Below are 14,845 nucleotides of genomic sequence, written 5' to 3'. Positions count from 1 at the left end.
CGCATTGGTTTTCTGATAAAAAAAATCCCCTGGAGTTAATACTCCAAGGGATTTCATGACTAAAGAATAGTATACTAATAAACTATTTTTTAACGAAACGTTTTGTGAAGGTTTCTGTTGCAGTGCTAACTCTCAAAATATACATACCTGCAGATAAATTTTGAACGTCTATAGCACCTTTAACAACACCGGCAGTAACACGCTTTCCTAATATATTCAGGATTTCAAATGTTGCATCTGCAGGATTCTTCATGCTGATAGAGAATTCATTTCCGTTGACAGGGTTAGGATATATAGATAATGCAATGTCGCTAGCTTCTGCTATTCCCGTCACGGCAGACGCTACAGCAGCAGAACCTAAGGTAACTGTGTAATCCTCAACCTCACCATAACTGAAGGTTTCACATGAACTTGGAATGCCGTTATATTTCATCGACACACGCATTCTTGTTGCTCCAGATGCACCTGAAGAAGGAACTGTGAAAGAACCACTTACGGGAGTCGTTGTAGAGGCTGATTTACTCCATACGAGTTCTCCCGCATCTGTAAAGTCTCCATCCTGGTTGTAATCAATCCAAACAGCATACCCTTCTCTATATGTTCTTCCTGTCCAGGTAGGTGTAATGGTTATAGAATATGCAGTACTAAGGTTTAAATCTGTTGCGGTTGATGTATAATCAGCATATCCAGCACTTGAAGCACCAGAAGTTTTGTTTATAGTACCTACTTGTACACGACTAATATATTCATCTACAACGCTGTTTCCTTTTGAAGAACAGTACGATATGCCTCCACCGGTACCATATTCAGATCCTACACCAACAGCATACCATGCATTAGTAATTGCAATTTCTTCGGCACTATCGACTCCGTACAAATCTTTAGCAGATTGTATTGCTCCGGCTCTAGCATCGGCAAATGTTGAATTAGCAGATAAATACACGCTAAGAGTTCTATAAGCAACTTTAGCAGCCTTTAAGATCCCTATTCCCGAAACATTAAAAGAACTCCCTATATCATTCGTACCTGATCCACCTACAGTACTTAGATAGAACCAATAATTTAATACACCAGAGTTGGTATGTACACCGCAATAATCATTACTCTGTGTTGGAAATCCACAATTAGGATTTTTCCAGTACGTACCACCATATGTGTCCGGATCACCGGCTGAGTTTGGATTGCTCATAGAACGTAGAGCAGCAGATCCGGTACGGCGATCAATCTCGTCACCGATCAACCAAATAGAAGCATCCGGAGCCAGATCGTTCCCATTACCTTTTGCAAAATGCTCAACTGCAGCACCCCAGATGTCAGAGAACCCTTCATTAAGACCACCAGACTCCCTTTGATATGCTAAATTTGCTGTATTCGTAGTAACTGCATGTCCAATTTCGTGTGCTGCGACATCTAAACTTGTCAATGCGTCAAAACTTCCGTTTCCTTCAGATCCATTAGAAGATCCATCACCGTAGGTCATCACCGATCCGTTCCAGAAAGCATTATCATAAGCTGATCCATAATGAACCCAACTCTTGATTTCTGCACCGGCACCGTCAAAACTGTTTCTGGCGTGGATTGCTTGCCAATAATCATAAGTTCTTTCTGCTCCCCAATGGGCGTCAAGCGCAGCATTGTCTTTGGCAGTATTGTTAAATTCTGCTGCAGTCCAATTATTATCTGCATCAGTAAAATCTGTAGTTGGATAGGACTGAGTTTGTCCACTATTGTAAGTATTTACACCATTTCCTCGTGTATTATCTCTTAATGCATAGCTACTACCTATTATTCTGGTAGTAATGGGTTGTGTACCACTATAACGTGTTGCGGCACTTCCTGTAGCTAATGTAGCAGCTTCAAATTCAGCTCGACTTGGTAAATGCACCGTTTTTAATGCTGTACTTGAATTACTATGTTCACCAAGATGCTTAATTATAGCATCGTAATATAATGCCTCTCCCGAATGAGCATCGATATAAAGATATCCTCTACTCAAAGGCTGTGTAGCGTATATATCAAATTTATAGGCAAGATTGTAATTAGTTAACAGACCCTTTTCATTTTCTGATTGAAAATCAGGTAGAATAACTAGCTCTCCACCAGTGTTATAATTATTCATAGCTTCAGATGCTTGTGCATCTTGCCATAAATATTTTTGCGCACCTGTATGGCTGATCGCTCGCTGTAAAGCCTGGGATTTACTTATAGATGGCGTCGTATTTACACGGTCTACATTATAATATTCTCCATGCAGCGAAGTAGTTTTATTTCCTTTTGCGTCCAGCACGGCAATACCATACTCCACTTTTACACCTTTATATCGTTGTTGAAAACGTTTGTGTGTGATACCAAGTTGATCAACTTGCTCGGCCATTTTAGTGTAGCTGTTTGCATGGTTCAACCCAATATATTCACTCAAAATACTCTGAGCACTTTTGTTTTGAGTAGCTTCACCATCAATTTTCATAAATTTTGGTGGCTGTACAAAGCTGTCACCTTGTTTTTTTTCCTGTGCTTCAGCACAAAAAAAGGAGAGTCCGATGGCAGAAGCGACCAAGACTTTTTTGTAATTTTTTTTCATAATGGAGTTTGTGTTTTAATTAAGAAAACTTCAATAACATTCTTTAGTTGTTGCTAAAAGTTGATAAAAAAAGTTAATTAATAAAGCTTTTTCAACTAAAATCGTTCAAATACAAACGGTGTGGTGGAGGTGATGTAATAAGAAAAAGGGTTAACCGTAACATGAATGATTTTATCGATTAACGGCACAATCATTTTAGATTATGGAAAGAAAATGTTTTACGAAAATTGCGAAATAAATTCGTAAGCTCTTCGCTCATGATAATACAGATTTTTTTTATCATAAAAACCGACATGACCCCCGTATTCCGGCATTTCTAGGAATAAGCTTGTATTAGTTTCAGCTGCTGCTATCGGATAGCAAGCGGCGCCTAAAAATGAATCGTTTTTAGCATTTAATAGTAAGGTAGGAATTCTAATTTGTGAGAGAAAGTTCTTACTACTACACTTTAAATAATACTCTTTAGCATTTTTATAGCCATGTGCTTTACTGGTGTACAGGTCATCGATGTCAAGTAGCGATTGACAGGCTTTTATTGCTTCGTTAGAAATATCATCAGGGAAATCTCCGGCACGTTGAAACAACTTGGATTTCAAATGTCTGACAAACCTGTTTCTGTAAATAAAATTAGCTGGTTTTTCAATCTGTCGTAAAGAATCATATAAATCACATGGAACAGACACAGCTACCGCTGATACAATTGCTGCAGGGATATCTTGAGTTTCCCCCAGATATTTCAATACGATATTGCCTCCAAGACTAAATCCGCAAATTGAAATCTTATCATAAGCATATTTTGTAGAAAGATGTTGTATCACATGACCCAAATCTTCACTTGCTCCCGCATGATATGATGCATATATGCGATTGGGTTGTTCACTACAGTTACGCAAATTTACGGCCACTACGTCTAGATCTTTTGATGTCAAGTGTTTTGCCAAACCTTTTATATAAGGACGTTGTGCGTTGCCTTCTAAGCCATGAAGTATAATAACAAGATGATTTGTTGCATATGATGAAGCGTAACTCCAATCTAAATCAATAAAATCTCCGTCGTTCAATTCTAAGCGTTCGCGTTGCTGAGTCAAATGGTTTACGTGACGAAAGAGGTTTGGGTATATAGTAGCCACATGTGCATTTCTCATTACTATGGGAGGTTGATAGGTGGCAGTTAATATGGGCATAATATATAGCGAACTAGAAACGGTAAAAATAGGAACGGCTATGAAAACCCACAAATTTTTGGATAACAGAATTTTATCATTCGTTTCCAGTAAAAGTTACCAAGTTCTACACTATAAACTATGCACGCATAGTTTTAAATTGTATTTTTAATCTTTAGATTTAAAGAATAAAGAGCATGTATACAAAGAAATTTGAGGTGCGATGGAGTGATCTCGACGCCAATCGTCATTTAGCAAATAGTGCATATCAAAATTTTATGAGCCACACTCGTATGGCTTTTTTGATCGAAAATGGTTTTGGTCAAAAAGAAATGGCTGTACTTAATGTAGGGCCTGTTATCTTTTATGAGCACATCTATTATTTTAGAGAGGTTTTTCAGGGAGCTCCGGTAACTGTTGGTTTAGAGGTGACCGGAATGAGCGAGGATAGTTCCTTTTTTGAATTCAGACATAATTTTTACGATACCAAAGGAAAAAATCTGGCACATTGTGAAATGTTAGGAGCTTGGATGAACTTAAAAGAGCGGAAAATTATGCCGCTACCCGAAGCTTTAATTGTTTTAATTAATAATTTTCCAAAATCAGATGATTTCCGAGTCCTGACAAAAGTGGATACAAGAAAACACAACAAATTCCCTAAAGATTTAGAAATATCTTAATCCTGAAATTTAACTTTTTCAGTAGGTTTTGTAACTAAATAAACGCCTACAAAAATTAAAAGGGCAGCAAAAATTTTGACAGTATCGAGCGAATCGCTGCCTAAGGCTATTGCAAAAACTGAGGCTAACAACGGTTGCAAATAAATGAATACGGCAACCGTTGTTGGTTTTAGCTCTCTAATCGCAAAAATATTGAGTACGTAGGTGCCAAATGTCGCAAAAAGCACTACATAACCTATTTTTAGCAGACCACTTATTGGGATGGCTTCCGGAGTCATTTCGAGAACTTCATGAAGGCCAAATGGTAGAACCAACACTAAACCAATAGTGTACATCCATTTCATAAAAGTGAAAGGGTGATATTTTTGGGTAATCTTTTTGACAACAATTATATAACAAGCATAGGATGCGGCATTTACAAATACCAGAAAATTTCCAAGGGTTGGATTCGTTGCAGTTAGGTGATTTCCTTTGCCATATAAAATGATTAATAAGGTGCCTGCCAAGCCAACAAGAATTCCCACTATTTTAAGAAAACGCAATTTTTCTTTTAGGAAAATGGCAGACAATATCATGACAATAATTGGAGCCGTTACCATCAAAACAGAGGCACTTATCGGAGTTGTAAGATTAAGTCCCACAAAAAAAGTAAGCATATTGAAGGCCACGCCAAAAAATGCAGCTCCGGCTATTCGTATAAAATCCTTCTTTTGAATTTTTTCTTTAGGTCCTAAGAAGCCTATTAACCAGAATAGAATAGCGGTGCCAAGTACACGCAATAATATAAAGCCATAGGGCTGGACATAATGTGGCATTACATCCTTTGCGATGCTAAAATTGGCGCCGTAAAATATAGCTACAAAACTTGCTGCTATTAATGCTAAGGTTCTCCTACTCATCTAGCATTCGCGATTTAGCTTCCTGAATAGTCTTTTTTGAATTGCCAATAAAAACTTCATCGTCAATGCGTATCACCGGTCGTTTTAAAAAAGTGTAATGCTCTAACAATAAAGCTTTATAATCGTTCTCGCTCAAATTTTTAGTTTTAAGATCGCGTTCCTTGTATAAGCGTGCTCTCTTGTTAAAAAGCGCTTCATAACTACCGGATAAGGTATAAAGTTCATTTAGTTGATCAGGGGTTACCGGCTCACTTTTTAAATCCTGGAGTGTATAACTTTTACTAGGTTCTAATTCTTTTAGGATACGCTTGCACGTGTCACACGTGGAGAGATGGTAAATTTTTTTCATAGTCAGCTCTGGTCAGTTTTATTGTGATTCACTGTTTAATATAATAAGAAGTGATTCAAAATACTTATGCAAAGGAAATTCATTTGTCTGTAAAATTGATATTTTTGACCAAAAAATAATTCAATGAAGACTCAACTAGACATTACTCGCGCAAACCGAACTATATTATTGAAATTTTTGGATCAATTTACGCTTGAACAGTTGAACACTGTTCCCACAGGATTTTCAAATAATATTATCTGGAATATCGCTCACGTAATTGTAACACAACAATTGTTAGTGTATAAATTGAGCGGTAATGATCTTATGGTGTCACAAAATCTTGTGGATCGGTATCGCAAAGGGACAAAGGTCGAAGGTCCTGTTGATCAGGAGGAAGTAACCTTGATCAAAGAGCTGTTAACAAGCACGATCGATACAACTGAAAAAGATATGGATATGTTGCTGAATGCTACTTTTGAAACCTATCCTACCAGTGCCGGGTTCACTTTGAACTCAGTTAAAGACGCCATAGCGTTCAATACATTTCATGAAGGGATTCATTTAGGATATATACTTGCGATGAAAAAGTCACTCTAAGATGTTGAAATCAAAATAATCTGCCGCTTCGGCTTTATCAATTTTCAGCACCACAGGGCCGTCAGCATAGGAGCTGATTTCATAATGATTGTAATGAAGAATGATTTCATTATTTGTGAAACCAATATGTTCGGGTAAAGAAAATTGATCATTATCAAATGAAAATCCGGTACTGTTAATTCCTTTTTGACTCGGAATAGTATAGGTGGATCTAAACTTCTTTTCGACATACTGTGAAAAAGCCTTTGTATCTTTTACTAAGTTGTCAATGGAAATGAGCCTGCCGGTAGACAAGTCAAAATTGAGTAGCATGGTGGTTGTGTTACCATGAGCACCTCCGGTAAACGAATAAGTATTTAAAAGCACCGAAGCTAATTGCGCATTTTGAAATTGAACTTCACTATCAAGCAACGCCTCGTAAGGCGGGGTTTCTTCAGGAAATGCTTCTACAATATCTGTATAAAGTTTGTTGAAACTTATCATAGCCGTCTCGATAGAAGTAGTTGTCGAATTTTCTTCTATAGTTAAGAATTCGCATGCTTTTGTTTCTAAGGTTCTATTGATTTGATTTCCAACTTTGGTATCATTTAGTAGTTGAACTAATCGTATTTCTATAATTGCGCAGTCGACAGGGTTGCAATCCAAATAGGTTGCTGTTTCAAAAATTTGTTTTTCAAAAACAAATTCTTCGCGTTTTGAGCAAGATGCAAACATAAAAATTAAAGCCCACAAGGTGGTGATTTTAAATGGGAAGTAAGGAAATTTGTTAATCATCTACTAAAGGTATTATATCAATGTGATTAAAAAGAATTTAATTATACATTTGCTTAGTTTTAACAATCAGCAGAGTTAAAAAAGAGCTTTTTTTAACTGCTATAAAGTACGTGTTTGTTAATGTCATCCAAAATTTTTTTTTGATGAAGTTTAATACAAAAACTATACATGGTGGTCAGCAGCATGATCCCGCATACGGAGCTGTAATGCCCCCGATTTATCAAACATCAACGTATGCGCAGTCTACTCCTGGTGGACACAAAGGATATGAATATAGTCGTACCCACAATCCTACAAGAAATGCGCTTGAAAATTCGTTGGCTAGTATTGAGAATGGAATATTTGGGCTAGCTTTTGGATCAGGATTAGCAGCAATTGATGCAGTAATTAAATTGCTTAAGCCTGGGGATGAGGTGATCTCCACCAACGATTTGTATGGTGGTACCTATCGTTTGTTTACTAAAATTTTTGAAGATTTTGGGATTAAATTTAATTTTATCGGGATGGGGAACGCTGATGGTATAGAAGCGTATATAACTGGTAAAACAAAATTGATTTGGATCGAGACACCGACTAATCCGATGATGAATATTATCGATATCAAAGCAGTGGCTCAGGTTTCTAAAAAGCACAAGGTGCTTTTAGCCGTTGATAATACTTTTGCAACACCCTATCTTCAACGTCCATTAGATTTGGGTGCGGATATTGTAATGCATAGTGCTACCAAATATATAGGAGGACATAGTGATCTTGTTATGGGATCTTTAGTGGTGAATGATAAAGACTTGGCAGATCGATTGTATTTTATTCAAAATGCAAGTGGTGCTATTTGTGGGCCTCAGGATAGCTTTTTGGCATTAAGAGGTATCAAAACCCTACATGTACGAATGCAGCGTCATTGTGAAAATGCAGCAGCTATTGCAAAATTTCTAAGAACACACCCTGCTGTAGACAAGGTATATTGGCCGGGGTTTGAAGAACACCCTTATCATCACATAGCAAAAGAGCAAATGGATGATTTTGGAGGGATGCTCTCTTTTACCACAAAAGAGGATTCTTTGGATGGAGCGGTGCGGGTGGTAGAAAAGTTTAAGATTTTCACGCTTGCCGAATCTTTGGGTGGTGTTGAGAGCTTAGCAGGACATCCCGCAAGTATGACACATGCTTCGATACCAAAAGCAGCACGTGAGAAAATTGGAATAAAAGATTCGTTAATTCGGTTGAGTGTGGGTATTGAGGATATTCACGATCTGATTGATGATCTTAAAAAAGCATTAAGTTAAAAGGTGCCAGAGCATGTTTTAGTAAACCTTTTTTAATATGAAAGCCTATAACGTTTTCGAAATGCGAAATTCACAAAATTTAAAGCTTTAAACTTTTAATATGTATATATTTGCGACAATTTTTAATTTTTCTGAAATCAAAGGAAGCATTGCAACCTTTGAATTACTGAAAAGTTATGTTTTAACGAATTTATACCAAACAACTAAATAGATGCTATGAAAGAAAGTATCGATAACTTTATCAAATCCGTAGAAGGTAGAAATCCTAACGAACCAGAATTTATTCAGGCAGTAACTGAAGTAGCAGAGACTGTAATTCCATTCATAGAAAAGAATGAAAAGTATCAAAACGCGATGCTTTTGGAACGTATGGCAGAACCAGAACGTGTTTTTATGTTCAGAATACCATGGATGGATGATAAAGGAAATATCCAAATAAACAGAGGTTATAGAGTTCAAATGAATTCGGCTATAGGACCGTATAAAGGTGGATTACGTTTTCACCCTTCGGTAAACCTAAGTATCCTCAAATTCTTGGCTTTTGAGCAAACTTTTAAAAATAGTTTAACCACATTGCCTATGGGTGGTGGTAAAGGTGGAGCTGATTTTAATCCAAAAGGTAAATCAGATAATGAAGTAATGCGTTTCTGTCAAAGCTTTATGACTGAGCTATCCAAATATATAGGTCCTAATACTGACGTTCCTGCAGGGGATATAGGTGTTGGTGGACGTGAGATTGGGTATATGTTTGGTCAGTACAAACGATTACGTGATGAGTTCACAGGTGTGCTTACCGGTAAAGGTTTATCTTATGGAGGCTCTTTAATGAGACCGGAAGCAACAGGATACGGTAACGTATACTTTGCAGAAAACATGCTTAAAACCAGAGGAGAGTCATTAGTTGGTAAAACTGTGGTAATTTCAGGCTCTGGTAATGTAGCCCAATTTGCTGCCGAAAAAGCGATGAGCTTAGGGGGTAAAGTGATCACATTTTCTGATTCATCAGGATATATTGTGGATAATCATGGGATCGATACAGAAAAACTTGAGTTTGTCAAAGAATTAAAGAATGTGAAACGAGGACGTATTAAGGAGTATGTTGATACTTATACAAGCGCAACCTATGTAGAAGGTAAGACACCTTGGTCTGTGCCTTGTGATATTGCTTTGCCTTGTGCTACGCAAAATGAACTGCATGTCGAAGATGCTGAAGAATTGGTGAAAAACGGTTGTATCTGTGTGGGTGAAGGAGCAAACATGCCTTGTACTGCGGATGCAATTGAAGTGTTTTTGGAAGCAAAAATTCTGTTTTCTCCTGGTAAAGCATCTAATGCTGGTGGAGTAGCAACTTCTGGACTGGAAATGTCGCAAAACTCATTACGTTTCAACTGGACCGCTCAAGAAGTAGATGAAAAACTTCACGGAATTATGAATAGCATACACGAACAATGTGTTATTTATGGAACCGAAGAGGATGGGTTTATCAATTATGTAAAAGGAGCCAACATTGCTGGCTTTGTAAAAGTTGCCGATGCCATGTTAGAACAAGGTGTCGTCTAAATAAAAAGTATAAATATTTTAAAAACCACTCTATCGTATTCAGAGTGGTTTTTTTGTATTAATGCAATAGTGAGAAGTTTCTGTTTTTTGATGATGTTATGATAATTAAATCCTCTGCAATCGTTTTACGCACCATTCGCTATAGTGAAAATGATGTCATTGCTACATTATTCACACAGTCTAACGGAGTGAGATCCTATATGCTAAGAGGGATTCTTAAATCAAAAAAAGGAAAACTGAGACACTCTCTTTTTCAACCCCTGAGCTTATTAGAAATTGAAGCCGTTCATAAGGATAAAGGGACCTTGGAACGTATTCGTGAAGCAAAGATTCTCACCCCGTATCAAACGCTCCATAACGATCTAGTCAAGAATGCGTTGGTATTTTTTATCTCTGAGGTGCTCTATATGTCTATTCAAGAACAAGAAACTAATAAAGAGTTATATCAGTACCTTGAAACAACCTTGCTTTGGTTGGATAATCACGAAGATATTAAAAATTTTCACCTCTCGTTTATGATTCGATTGACTCAATATCTTGGGTTTTATCCGGATACTTCCTGGCAAGAAAAGCCCTATTTTGATTTATTATCCGGAGATTTTACAAGCATGGACATTGGACCGTATTGTTTTGATGGGACATTAATTGAAAAATTCAAGTTATTCTTAGGCATGACATTTGAGGCGTCTATGAAAATTGATTTGAGCAAAACAATGCGGGCAGAGCTTCTTAATATGGTATTACTTTATTTTGAATTACATTTGCACGGCTTTAAAAAGCCTAAATCACTAACCGTACTAAACGAAATTTTTAAATAAGTATGCGATTATTTATTTTCCTTCTATTCAGTGTCTTTCTTTCTCATAGTGTCAGTGCCCAACAAATTACGGTGGTTAGTGTTTTAGATAAGCTACCAGTGCCTAACGTAGCTATTTATAATGAGGCAAAAACAAAAAGTACCCTCACAAATTTTGATGGAGTTGCTGATGTTTCTGTTTTTGAAACAAAGGAGGTTTTATTTTTTGCACATGTATCTCATTTACCTATTTCGTTTACCAAAGAGAGTATTCTGAAAAATCAAGGAATAGTTGCTTTGGAAGTCGATGAAAATCAACTTTCAGAGGTTGTTATTTCGGTTTCCAAATGGGAGCAAGATAAAAAAGATATAGTACAGAAAATAGTGAGTTTAACTGAAGAGGATATCGCCCTTAGTGCAGCGCAAACCTCTGCTGACTTACTACAAAGTAGTGGTCAGGTATATGTTCAAAAAAGTCAGTTAGGAGGTGGAAGCCCTATTATAAGAGGATTTTCTACAAATCGTTTGTTAATAGCTGTTGACGGAGTACGAATGAATACGGCTATTTTTAGAGGTGGTAATGTACAGAATATTATATCTATTGATCCCTTTAGCATTCGCAGAACAGAAGTGATACTAGGTCCTGGATCCGTAGTTTATGGAAGCGATGCCGTGGGTGGTGTCATGAATTTTTACACCCTTAAACCAAAATTTGCCTTTGCAGATGAGAATGTAGTTTCTGGTAATGCTACAGCACGGTATGCTGCTGCAAATAATGAAAGAACAGGTCATGTCGATTTGAATTTTGGTTTCAAAGAATGGGCGTTTCTAAGTAGTATCAGTTATTCAGATTTTGATGATTTAAAAATGGGATCACACGGTCCTGATGAATATTTGCGACCTGATTATGTTGACAATTCGGGCGGGATTGATACCATTAAAGAAAATTCTGATCCGGAGAAACAAATTTTTACTGGCTATGATCAGATCAATTTTATGCAAAAAGCCCGTTTTATGCCTAACGAGCGGTGGAATTTTGAATTGGGACTTATTTACACTACAACGTCAGACTACCCCCGATATGACCGCTTAATTCGTCGAAGAAACGGAAATTTACGATCAGCTGAGTGGTACTATGGACCCCAACGGTGGTTTATGGGGAATTTACAGGTCACCCATAAAAATGGATCAAAATACTATGACAACGTACAGTTTACAGCTGCGTATCAAATTTTTGAAGAGAGTAGAAATGATCGAGATTTTGAGTCATCGATGCTTTCAAAAACAGAAGAGCATGTCGATGCATACTCCACAAATATAGATTTTGAAAAAAAGTTATCTACGGACACTTTTTTACATTACGGAGCAGAATATATTTTAAACACAGTAAACTCCAGAGGATATGCTATAGATATCACTGCAAATACAAAAGAAGCTGCACCCTCCAGATATCCAGATGGCAGTAGTTGGCAGTCTGCAGCAGCCTATTTGAGTTTAAAGCATAAATTTAATGAAAGAGTAAGGCTGCAAACAGGGTTGCGTTACAACTACATTCATTTAAAATCAACATTTTCTGATCAATTTTATGATCTTCCTTTTGAGGAGGCAAACATAAATACTGGAGCTTTAACCGGTACAGCGGGAATCAGTTGGTTGCCTAATGAGATTTTGCAATGGAAAGTTAACTTCTCGACAGCATTTAGAGCACCTAATATTGACGATGTGGGTAAAATATTTGATTCAGAACCGGGAGCTGTTGTGGTTCCAAATCCAGATCTGAAACCAGAATACGCCTACAATGGAGAGATTGCTGTAACGTTGACACCTTCCAAAAAGCTAACACTGGATATAGCTACTTTTTACACTTATTTGGATGATGCTTTAGTCCGCAGAGACTATGCTTTAAATGGAGTAACCCAGATTATGTACAAAGAGGAGCTAAGTACAATTCAGGCCATTCAAAATGCCGCTAACGCAAAAGTATATGGATTCGAAGCCGGAATTAACTATAGTTTTGCTACAAATTTTACATTTACATCACAGTATACCTTTACGGGAGGAGAAGAAGAACTGGATAACGGAGAGACCGCACCCTCACGCCACGTCGCGCCACAGTTTGGTATGACCCAACTAACTTTTGATAAAGACAAGCTTCGTTTAGACTTGTTCGCAAATTATAATGGCTCTTTATCCTATGATCAGCTTTCTCCATCAGAACAAAGTAAAGATTATTTTTATGCGGCTGATGCTAACGGAAATCCGTATGCGCCATCCTGGTATACGCTCAATATACGGGCAAACTACGAAATCTTGCAAGGACTACGCGCTACTTTTGCTATTGAGAATATCACAGATCAACGATATAGAACATATTCATCTGGAATTGCTGCTGCAGGTCGAAATTTTATCTCATCTCTTAGCTACGCTTTCTAAACATGAAAGATTTACATTCTACCTTATTTATTTTTGATATTGACGGAACCTTGACTGATAGCGTTCCTATGTACTTAATGGCTGTCACCCAAGCCATGCTAAAACTAGGTATTCAGAATATTGACACAGATTATAATAATTACAAACACCATACTGATAGTTATGCGTTACGCTACAATTATGAACGTAACTTTCTCGAGCAACATCCAGCTGATTTATTAGAGCAATTCGAGCAGGAAATTGTTTCTCAGATGGAGTTGTTTAATTCTTCTAAGGAAATTTTAGGAGCCAAGGTTTTAATTGAACTATTAAGAAAATCAAATGTTCCTTTTAGCTTTGCCACCGGTGCTTTGCCGAAGCCTGCAATAATGAAGTTGGAAGACTGTGGTATCTGGTATGATGAAGCTTTGTTGGCGACTTCAAAAACCCATGAGTCTAGAGAAGGATTTGTTATGGATGCAATAGATCGGGCTAAGCGTTATTATAAGAAAGATCATTTTGAACATATCGTTTCCATTGGAGATGGATTGTGGGATATGATTACAGCTCAAAATCTCAAAATTGATTTTGTAGGAATAGGAGAGAAGCATGCTTCTCATTTCAAAAATATATCAACTATTAAATATTATCCGAATATCACTACATTCACTAAATCTCTGATATAATTTTAGTTAGATTTGAGTTGCTGAATAAATTTGTCCTCAAATTTTTGTTTCATCTTGGTTACTTCAGAAACATTTTCATTAGGCACCGTAATTGACAAAACATAATGCTTAATTTTCCAACCGGTCTTAGTAGCTTCAACAACACCGCTTCCACGACATATACCCATCTGTGTAGTTAGCAATTCATCAAACCAAGCATAGTGCGTATTCTTTCCTAAGTAAATTGTACGTTCAAGTTTACTAAAACTCCATGCTTTTCCTTTATCAAAATAGGGCTTAGCAAACGCTTTAAAAGCATCTAACTGCCAATTCTCTGTAGGGTCAGTACCTATAAAAACAGCATCCTCTGTCATTAAACCAAAGTAACTGTCAAAATCTGCTTGAGCTGCTGATTGGTGCCATTGATCAAGCGATACATTTATAGTTTTGATAGTTTCTTCTGACTGTGTATTTTGTGCTAGCATAGTAGACGAAGCTATAAACAGAAGTAAGAATTTGATAGTCTGCTGGAGATATTTCATAAGTATTGGTATTAAACATTTAATCTTCGCCTAAAAGCTCTTTTTCTATATTTTCTGGAATCGCCAAAGAGAGTTCATTAAGTTGTATCACTAAACTATTATACGCTTTGATAAGCCGTGTATTCGCTTCAAACAGTTTATCTTCGGTTACCATTTTTTTTTCTGACCAGTGTCTTAGCAATGCGGTTTCGGTAGCTAAAACAGTTAATCGTGAGGAGATGGCATTTGTATTCAAATCGTTTGGAATATTTTCTCTTAATGTGCCTACTGCCAAATCGGTGCTGTCGGCATATTTTTGAATATAAAAAGCGTTGGAGTTTTGCATGGTAAGAATGAGATTGCGTAACGCTTGTAAATCATCAAAACTTTTTAAATCCTCTTCTGCTTGAACTGAGAGAGGTAGTAGGTCCAGAGTTATTTTGTTATCCGAGAGACTGTCAAGAACGGTGGCTTTGACTGGAGCCTGATCATTATTAGACGAACTATGCTCTGTACATGCACAAATGCTTAGAAGTACGCTAACAATTATTAAAAGATTTTTCATGTAGAAAATTTGAATCGC

The 14,845-nt window shown here is 37.0% G+C and carries 14 protein-coding genes; 7 read left to right on the top strand and 7 right to left on the bottom strand.

Going from position 1 to position 14,845, the window contains the following annotated elements:
• Window positions 1-82: 82 nt before the first annotated feature.
• A complete protein-coding gene (locus tag BD809_RS04875) occupies window positions 83-2,581 on the bottom strand; it encodes a M4 family metallopeptidase (RefSeq protein ID WP_148781818.1) in 2,499 nt (832 codons plus the stop codon).
• Between the two features lie 218 nt (window positions 2,582-2,799).
• Entirely contained in the window at window positions 2,800-3,765 is a 966-nt protein-coding gene (locus BD809_RS04870; RefSeq protein ID WP_148781817.1) for a YheT family hydrolase, read from the bottom strand.
• Window positions 3,766-3,941: 176 nt separating this feature from the next.
• Between BD809_RS04870 and BD809_RS04865 the strand changes: the two genes are divergently transcribed.
• Window positions 3,942-4,424, top strand: coding sequence for an acyl-CoA thioesterase (locus BD809_RS04865; protein ID WP_148781816.1), 483 nt, complete (start codon window positions 3,942-3,944; stop codon window positions 4,422-4,424).
• Here BD809_RS04865 and BD809_RS04860 read toward each other — a convergent pair.
• Window positions 4,421-5,323: a DMT family transporter gene (locus tag BD809_RS04860; RefSeq protein WP_148781815.1), complete on the bottom strand. Its 903-nt coding sequence runs from the start codon at window positions 5,321-5,323 to the stop codon at window positions 4,421-4,423. The genes BD809_RS04865 and BD809_RS04860 overlap by 4 nt on opposite strands.
• Window positions 5,316-5,672: an arsenate reductase family protein gene (locus BD809_RS04855; protein WP_148781814.1), complete on the bottom strand. Its 357-nt coding sequence runs from the start codon at window positions 5,670-5,672 to the stop codon at window positions 5,316-5,318. Before BD809_RS04855 ends, BD809_RS04860 begins: the two co-directional genes overlap by 8 nt.
• Window positions 5,673-5,795: 123 nt before the next feature.
• Between BD809_RS04855 and BD809_RS04850 the strand changes: the two genes are divergently transcribed.
• Window positions 5,796-6,251 carry a DinB family protein gene (locus BD809_RS04850; RefSeq protein ID WP_148781813.1) on the top strand — a complete coding sequence of 152 codons (456 nt, stop codon included), beginning with the start codon at window positions 5,796-5,798 and terminating at the stop codon, window positions 6,249-6,251.
• Here the strand turns inward: BD809_RS04850 and BD809_RS04845 are convergent.
• Entirely contained in the window at window positions 6,243-7,025 is a 783-nt protein-coding gene (locus BD809_RS04845) for a DUF3298 and DUF4163 domain-containing protein (RefSeq protein ID WP_148781812.1), read from the bottom strand. The genes BD809_RS04850 and BD809_RS04845 overlap by 9 nt on opposite strands.
• Before the next feature lie 143 nt (window positions 7,026-7,168).
• On the opposite strand from BD809_RS04845, the gene BD809_RS04840 reads away from it, so the two are divergent.
• The 5 genes from BD809_RS04840 (at window position 7,169) to BD809_RS04820 (ending at window position 13,762) form a co-directional block, all read left to right on the top strand.
• On the top strand, window positions 7,169-8,308 hold the full coding sequence (locus BD809_RS04840; RefSeq protein WP_148781811.1) for a cystathionine gamma-synthase: 1,140 nt from the start codon (window positions 7,169-7,171) through the stop codon (window positions 8,306-8,308).
• Window positions 8,309-8,524: 216 nt separating this feature from the next.
• Window positions 8,525-9,868, top strand: coding sequence for an NADP-specific glutamate dehydrogenase (gdhA, locus tag BD809_RS04835; RefSeq protein WP_148781810.1), 1,344 nt, complete (start codon window positions 8,525-8,527; stop codon window positions 9,866-9,868).
• A gap of 98 nt (window positions 9,869-9,966) precedes the next feature.
• On the top strand, window positions 9,967-10,686 hold the full coding sequence (recO, locus tag BD809_RS04830) for a DNA repair protein RecO (protein ID WP_148781809.1): 720 nt from the start codon (window positions 9,967-9,969) through the stop codon (window positions 10,684-10,686).
• Between the two features lie 2 nt (window positions 10,687-10,688).
• A complete protein-coding gene (locus BD809_RS04825; RefSeq protein ID WP_148781808.1) occupies window positions 10,689-13,097 on the top strand; it encodes a TonB-dependent receptor plug domain-containing protein in 2,409 nt (802 codons plus the stop codon).
• Window positions 13,098-13,099: 2 nt separating this feature from the next.
• Complete coding sequence (locus tag BD809_RS04820) at window positions 13,100-13,762, top strand: HAD family hydrolase (protein WP_148781807.1); 663 nt, start codon at window positions 13,100-13,102, stop codon at window positions 13,760-13,762.
• Between the two features lie 2 nt (window positions 13,763-13,764).
• On the opposite strand, the gene BD809_RS04815 is transcribed toward BD809_RS04820, so the two are convergent.
• Window positions 13,765-14,283 (bottom strand): nuclear transport factor 2 family protein, encoded by a 519-nt coding sequence (locus tag BD809_RS04815; RefSeq protein ID WP_148781806.1) that lies wholly within the window; start codon window positions 14,281-14,283, stop codon window positions 13,765-13,767.
• 19 nt (window positions 14,284-14,302) lie between these two features.
• Window positions 14,303-14,827 (bottom strand): hypothetical protein, encoded by a 525-nt coding sequence (locus tag BD809_RS04810; RefSeq protein WP_148781805.1) that lies wholly within the window; start codon window positions 14,825-14,827, stop codon window positions 14,303-14,305.
• Between the last annotated feature and the right edge of the window lie 18 nt (window positions 14,828-14,845).

This window comes from Aquimarina intermedia, assembly GCF_008124785.1.
GTDB classification, from domain to species: domain Bacteria; phylum Bacteroidota; class Bacteroidia; order Flavobacteriales; family Flavobacteriaceae; genus Aquimarina; species Aquimarina intermedia.
This window is presented reverse-complemented; position numbering and strand designations above follow the sequence as displayed.

Excerpts from the sequence above, each read along its gene's own strand:
- BD809_RS04875 (WP_148781818.1), bottom strand. The coding sequence starts at position 2,581 with ATGAAAAAAAATTACAAAAAAGTCTTGGTCGCTTCTGCCATCGGACTC.
- BD809_RS04870 (WP_148781817.1), bottom strand. The coding sequence starts at position 3,765 with ATGCCCATATTAACTGCCACCTATCAACCTCCCATAGTAATGAGAAAT.
- BD809_RS04865 (WP_148781816.1), top strand. The coding sequence starts at position 3,942 with ATGTATACAAAGAAATTTGAGGTGCGATGGAGTGATCTCGACGCCAAT.
- BD809_RS04860 (WP_148781815.1), bottom strand. The coding sequence starts at position 5,323 with ATGAGTAGGAGAACCTTAGCATTAATAGCAGCAAGTTTTGTAGCTATA.
- BD809_RS04855 (WP_148781814.1), bottom strand. The coding sequence starts at position 5,672 with ATGAAAAAAATTTACCATCTCTCCACGTGTGACACGTGCAAGCGTATC.
- BD809_RS04850 (WP_148781813.1), top strand. The coding sequence starts at position 5,796 with ATGAAGACTCAACTAGACATTACTCGCGCAAACCGAACTATATTATTG.
- BD809_RS04845 (WP_148781812.1), bottom strand. The coding sequence starts at position 7,025 with ATGATTAACAAATTTCCTTACTTCCCATTTAAAATCACCACCTTGTGG.
- BD809_RS04840 (WP_148781811.1), top strand. The coding sequence starts at position 7,169 with ATGAAGTTTAATACAAAAACTATACATGGTGGTCAGCAGCATGATCCC.
- gdhA (WP_148781810.1), top strand. The coding sequence starts at position 8,525 with ATGAAAGAAAGTATCGATAACTTTATCAAATCCGTAGAAGGTAGAAAT.
- recO (WP_148781809.1), top strand. The coding sequence starts at position 9,967 with ATGATAATTAAATCCTCTGCAATCGTTTTACGCACCATTCGCTATAGT.
- BD809_RS04825 (WP_148781808.1), top strand. The coding sequence starts at position 10,689 with ATGCGATTATTTATTTTCCTTCTATTCAGTGTCTTTCTTTCTCATAGT.
- BD809_RS04820 (WP_148781807.1), top strand. The coding sequence starts at position 13,100 with ATGAAAGATTTACATTCTACCTTATTTATTTTTGATATTGACGGAACC.
- BD809_RS04815 (WP_148781806.1), bottom strand. The coding sequence starts at position 14,283 with ATGAAATATCTCCAGCAGACTATCAAATTCTTACTTCTGTTTATAGCT.
- BD809_RS04810 (WP_148781805.1), bottom strand. The coding sequence starts at position 14,827 with ATGAAAAATCTTTTAATAATTGTTAGCGTACTTCTAAGCATTTGTGCA.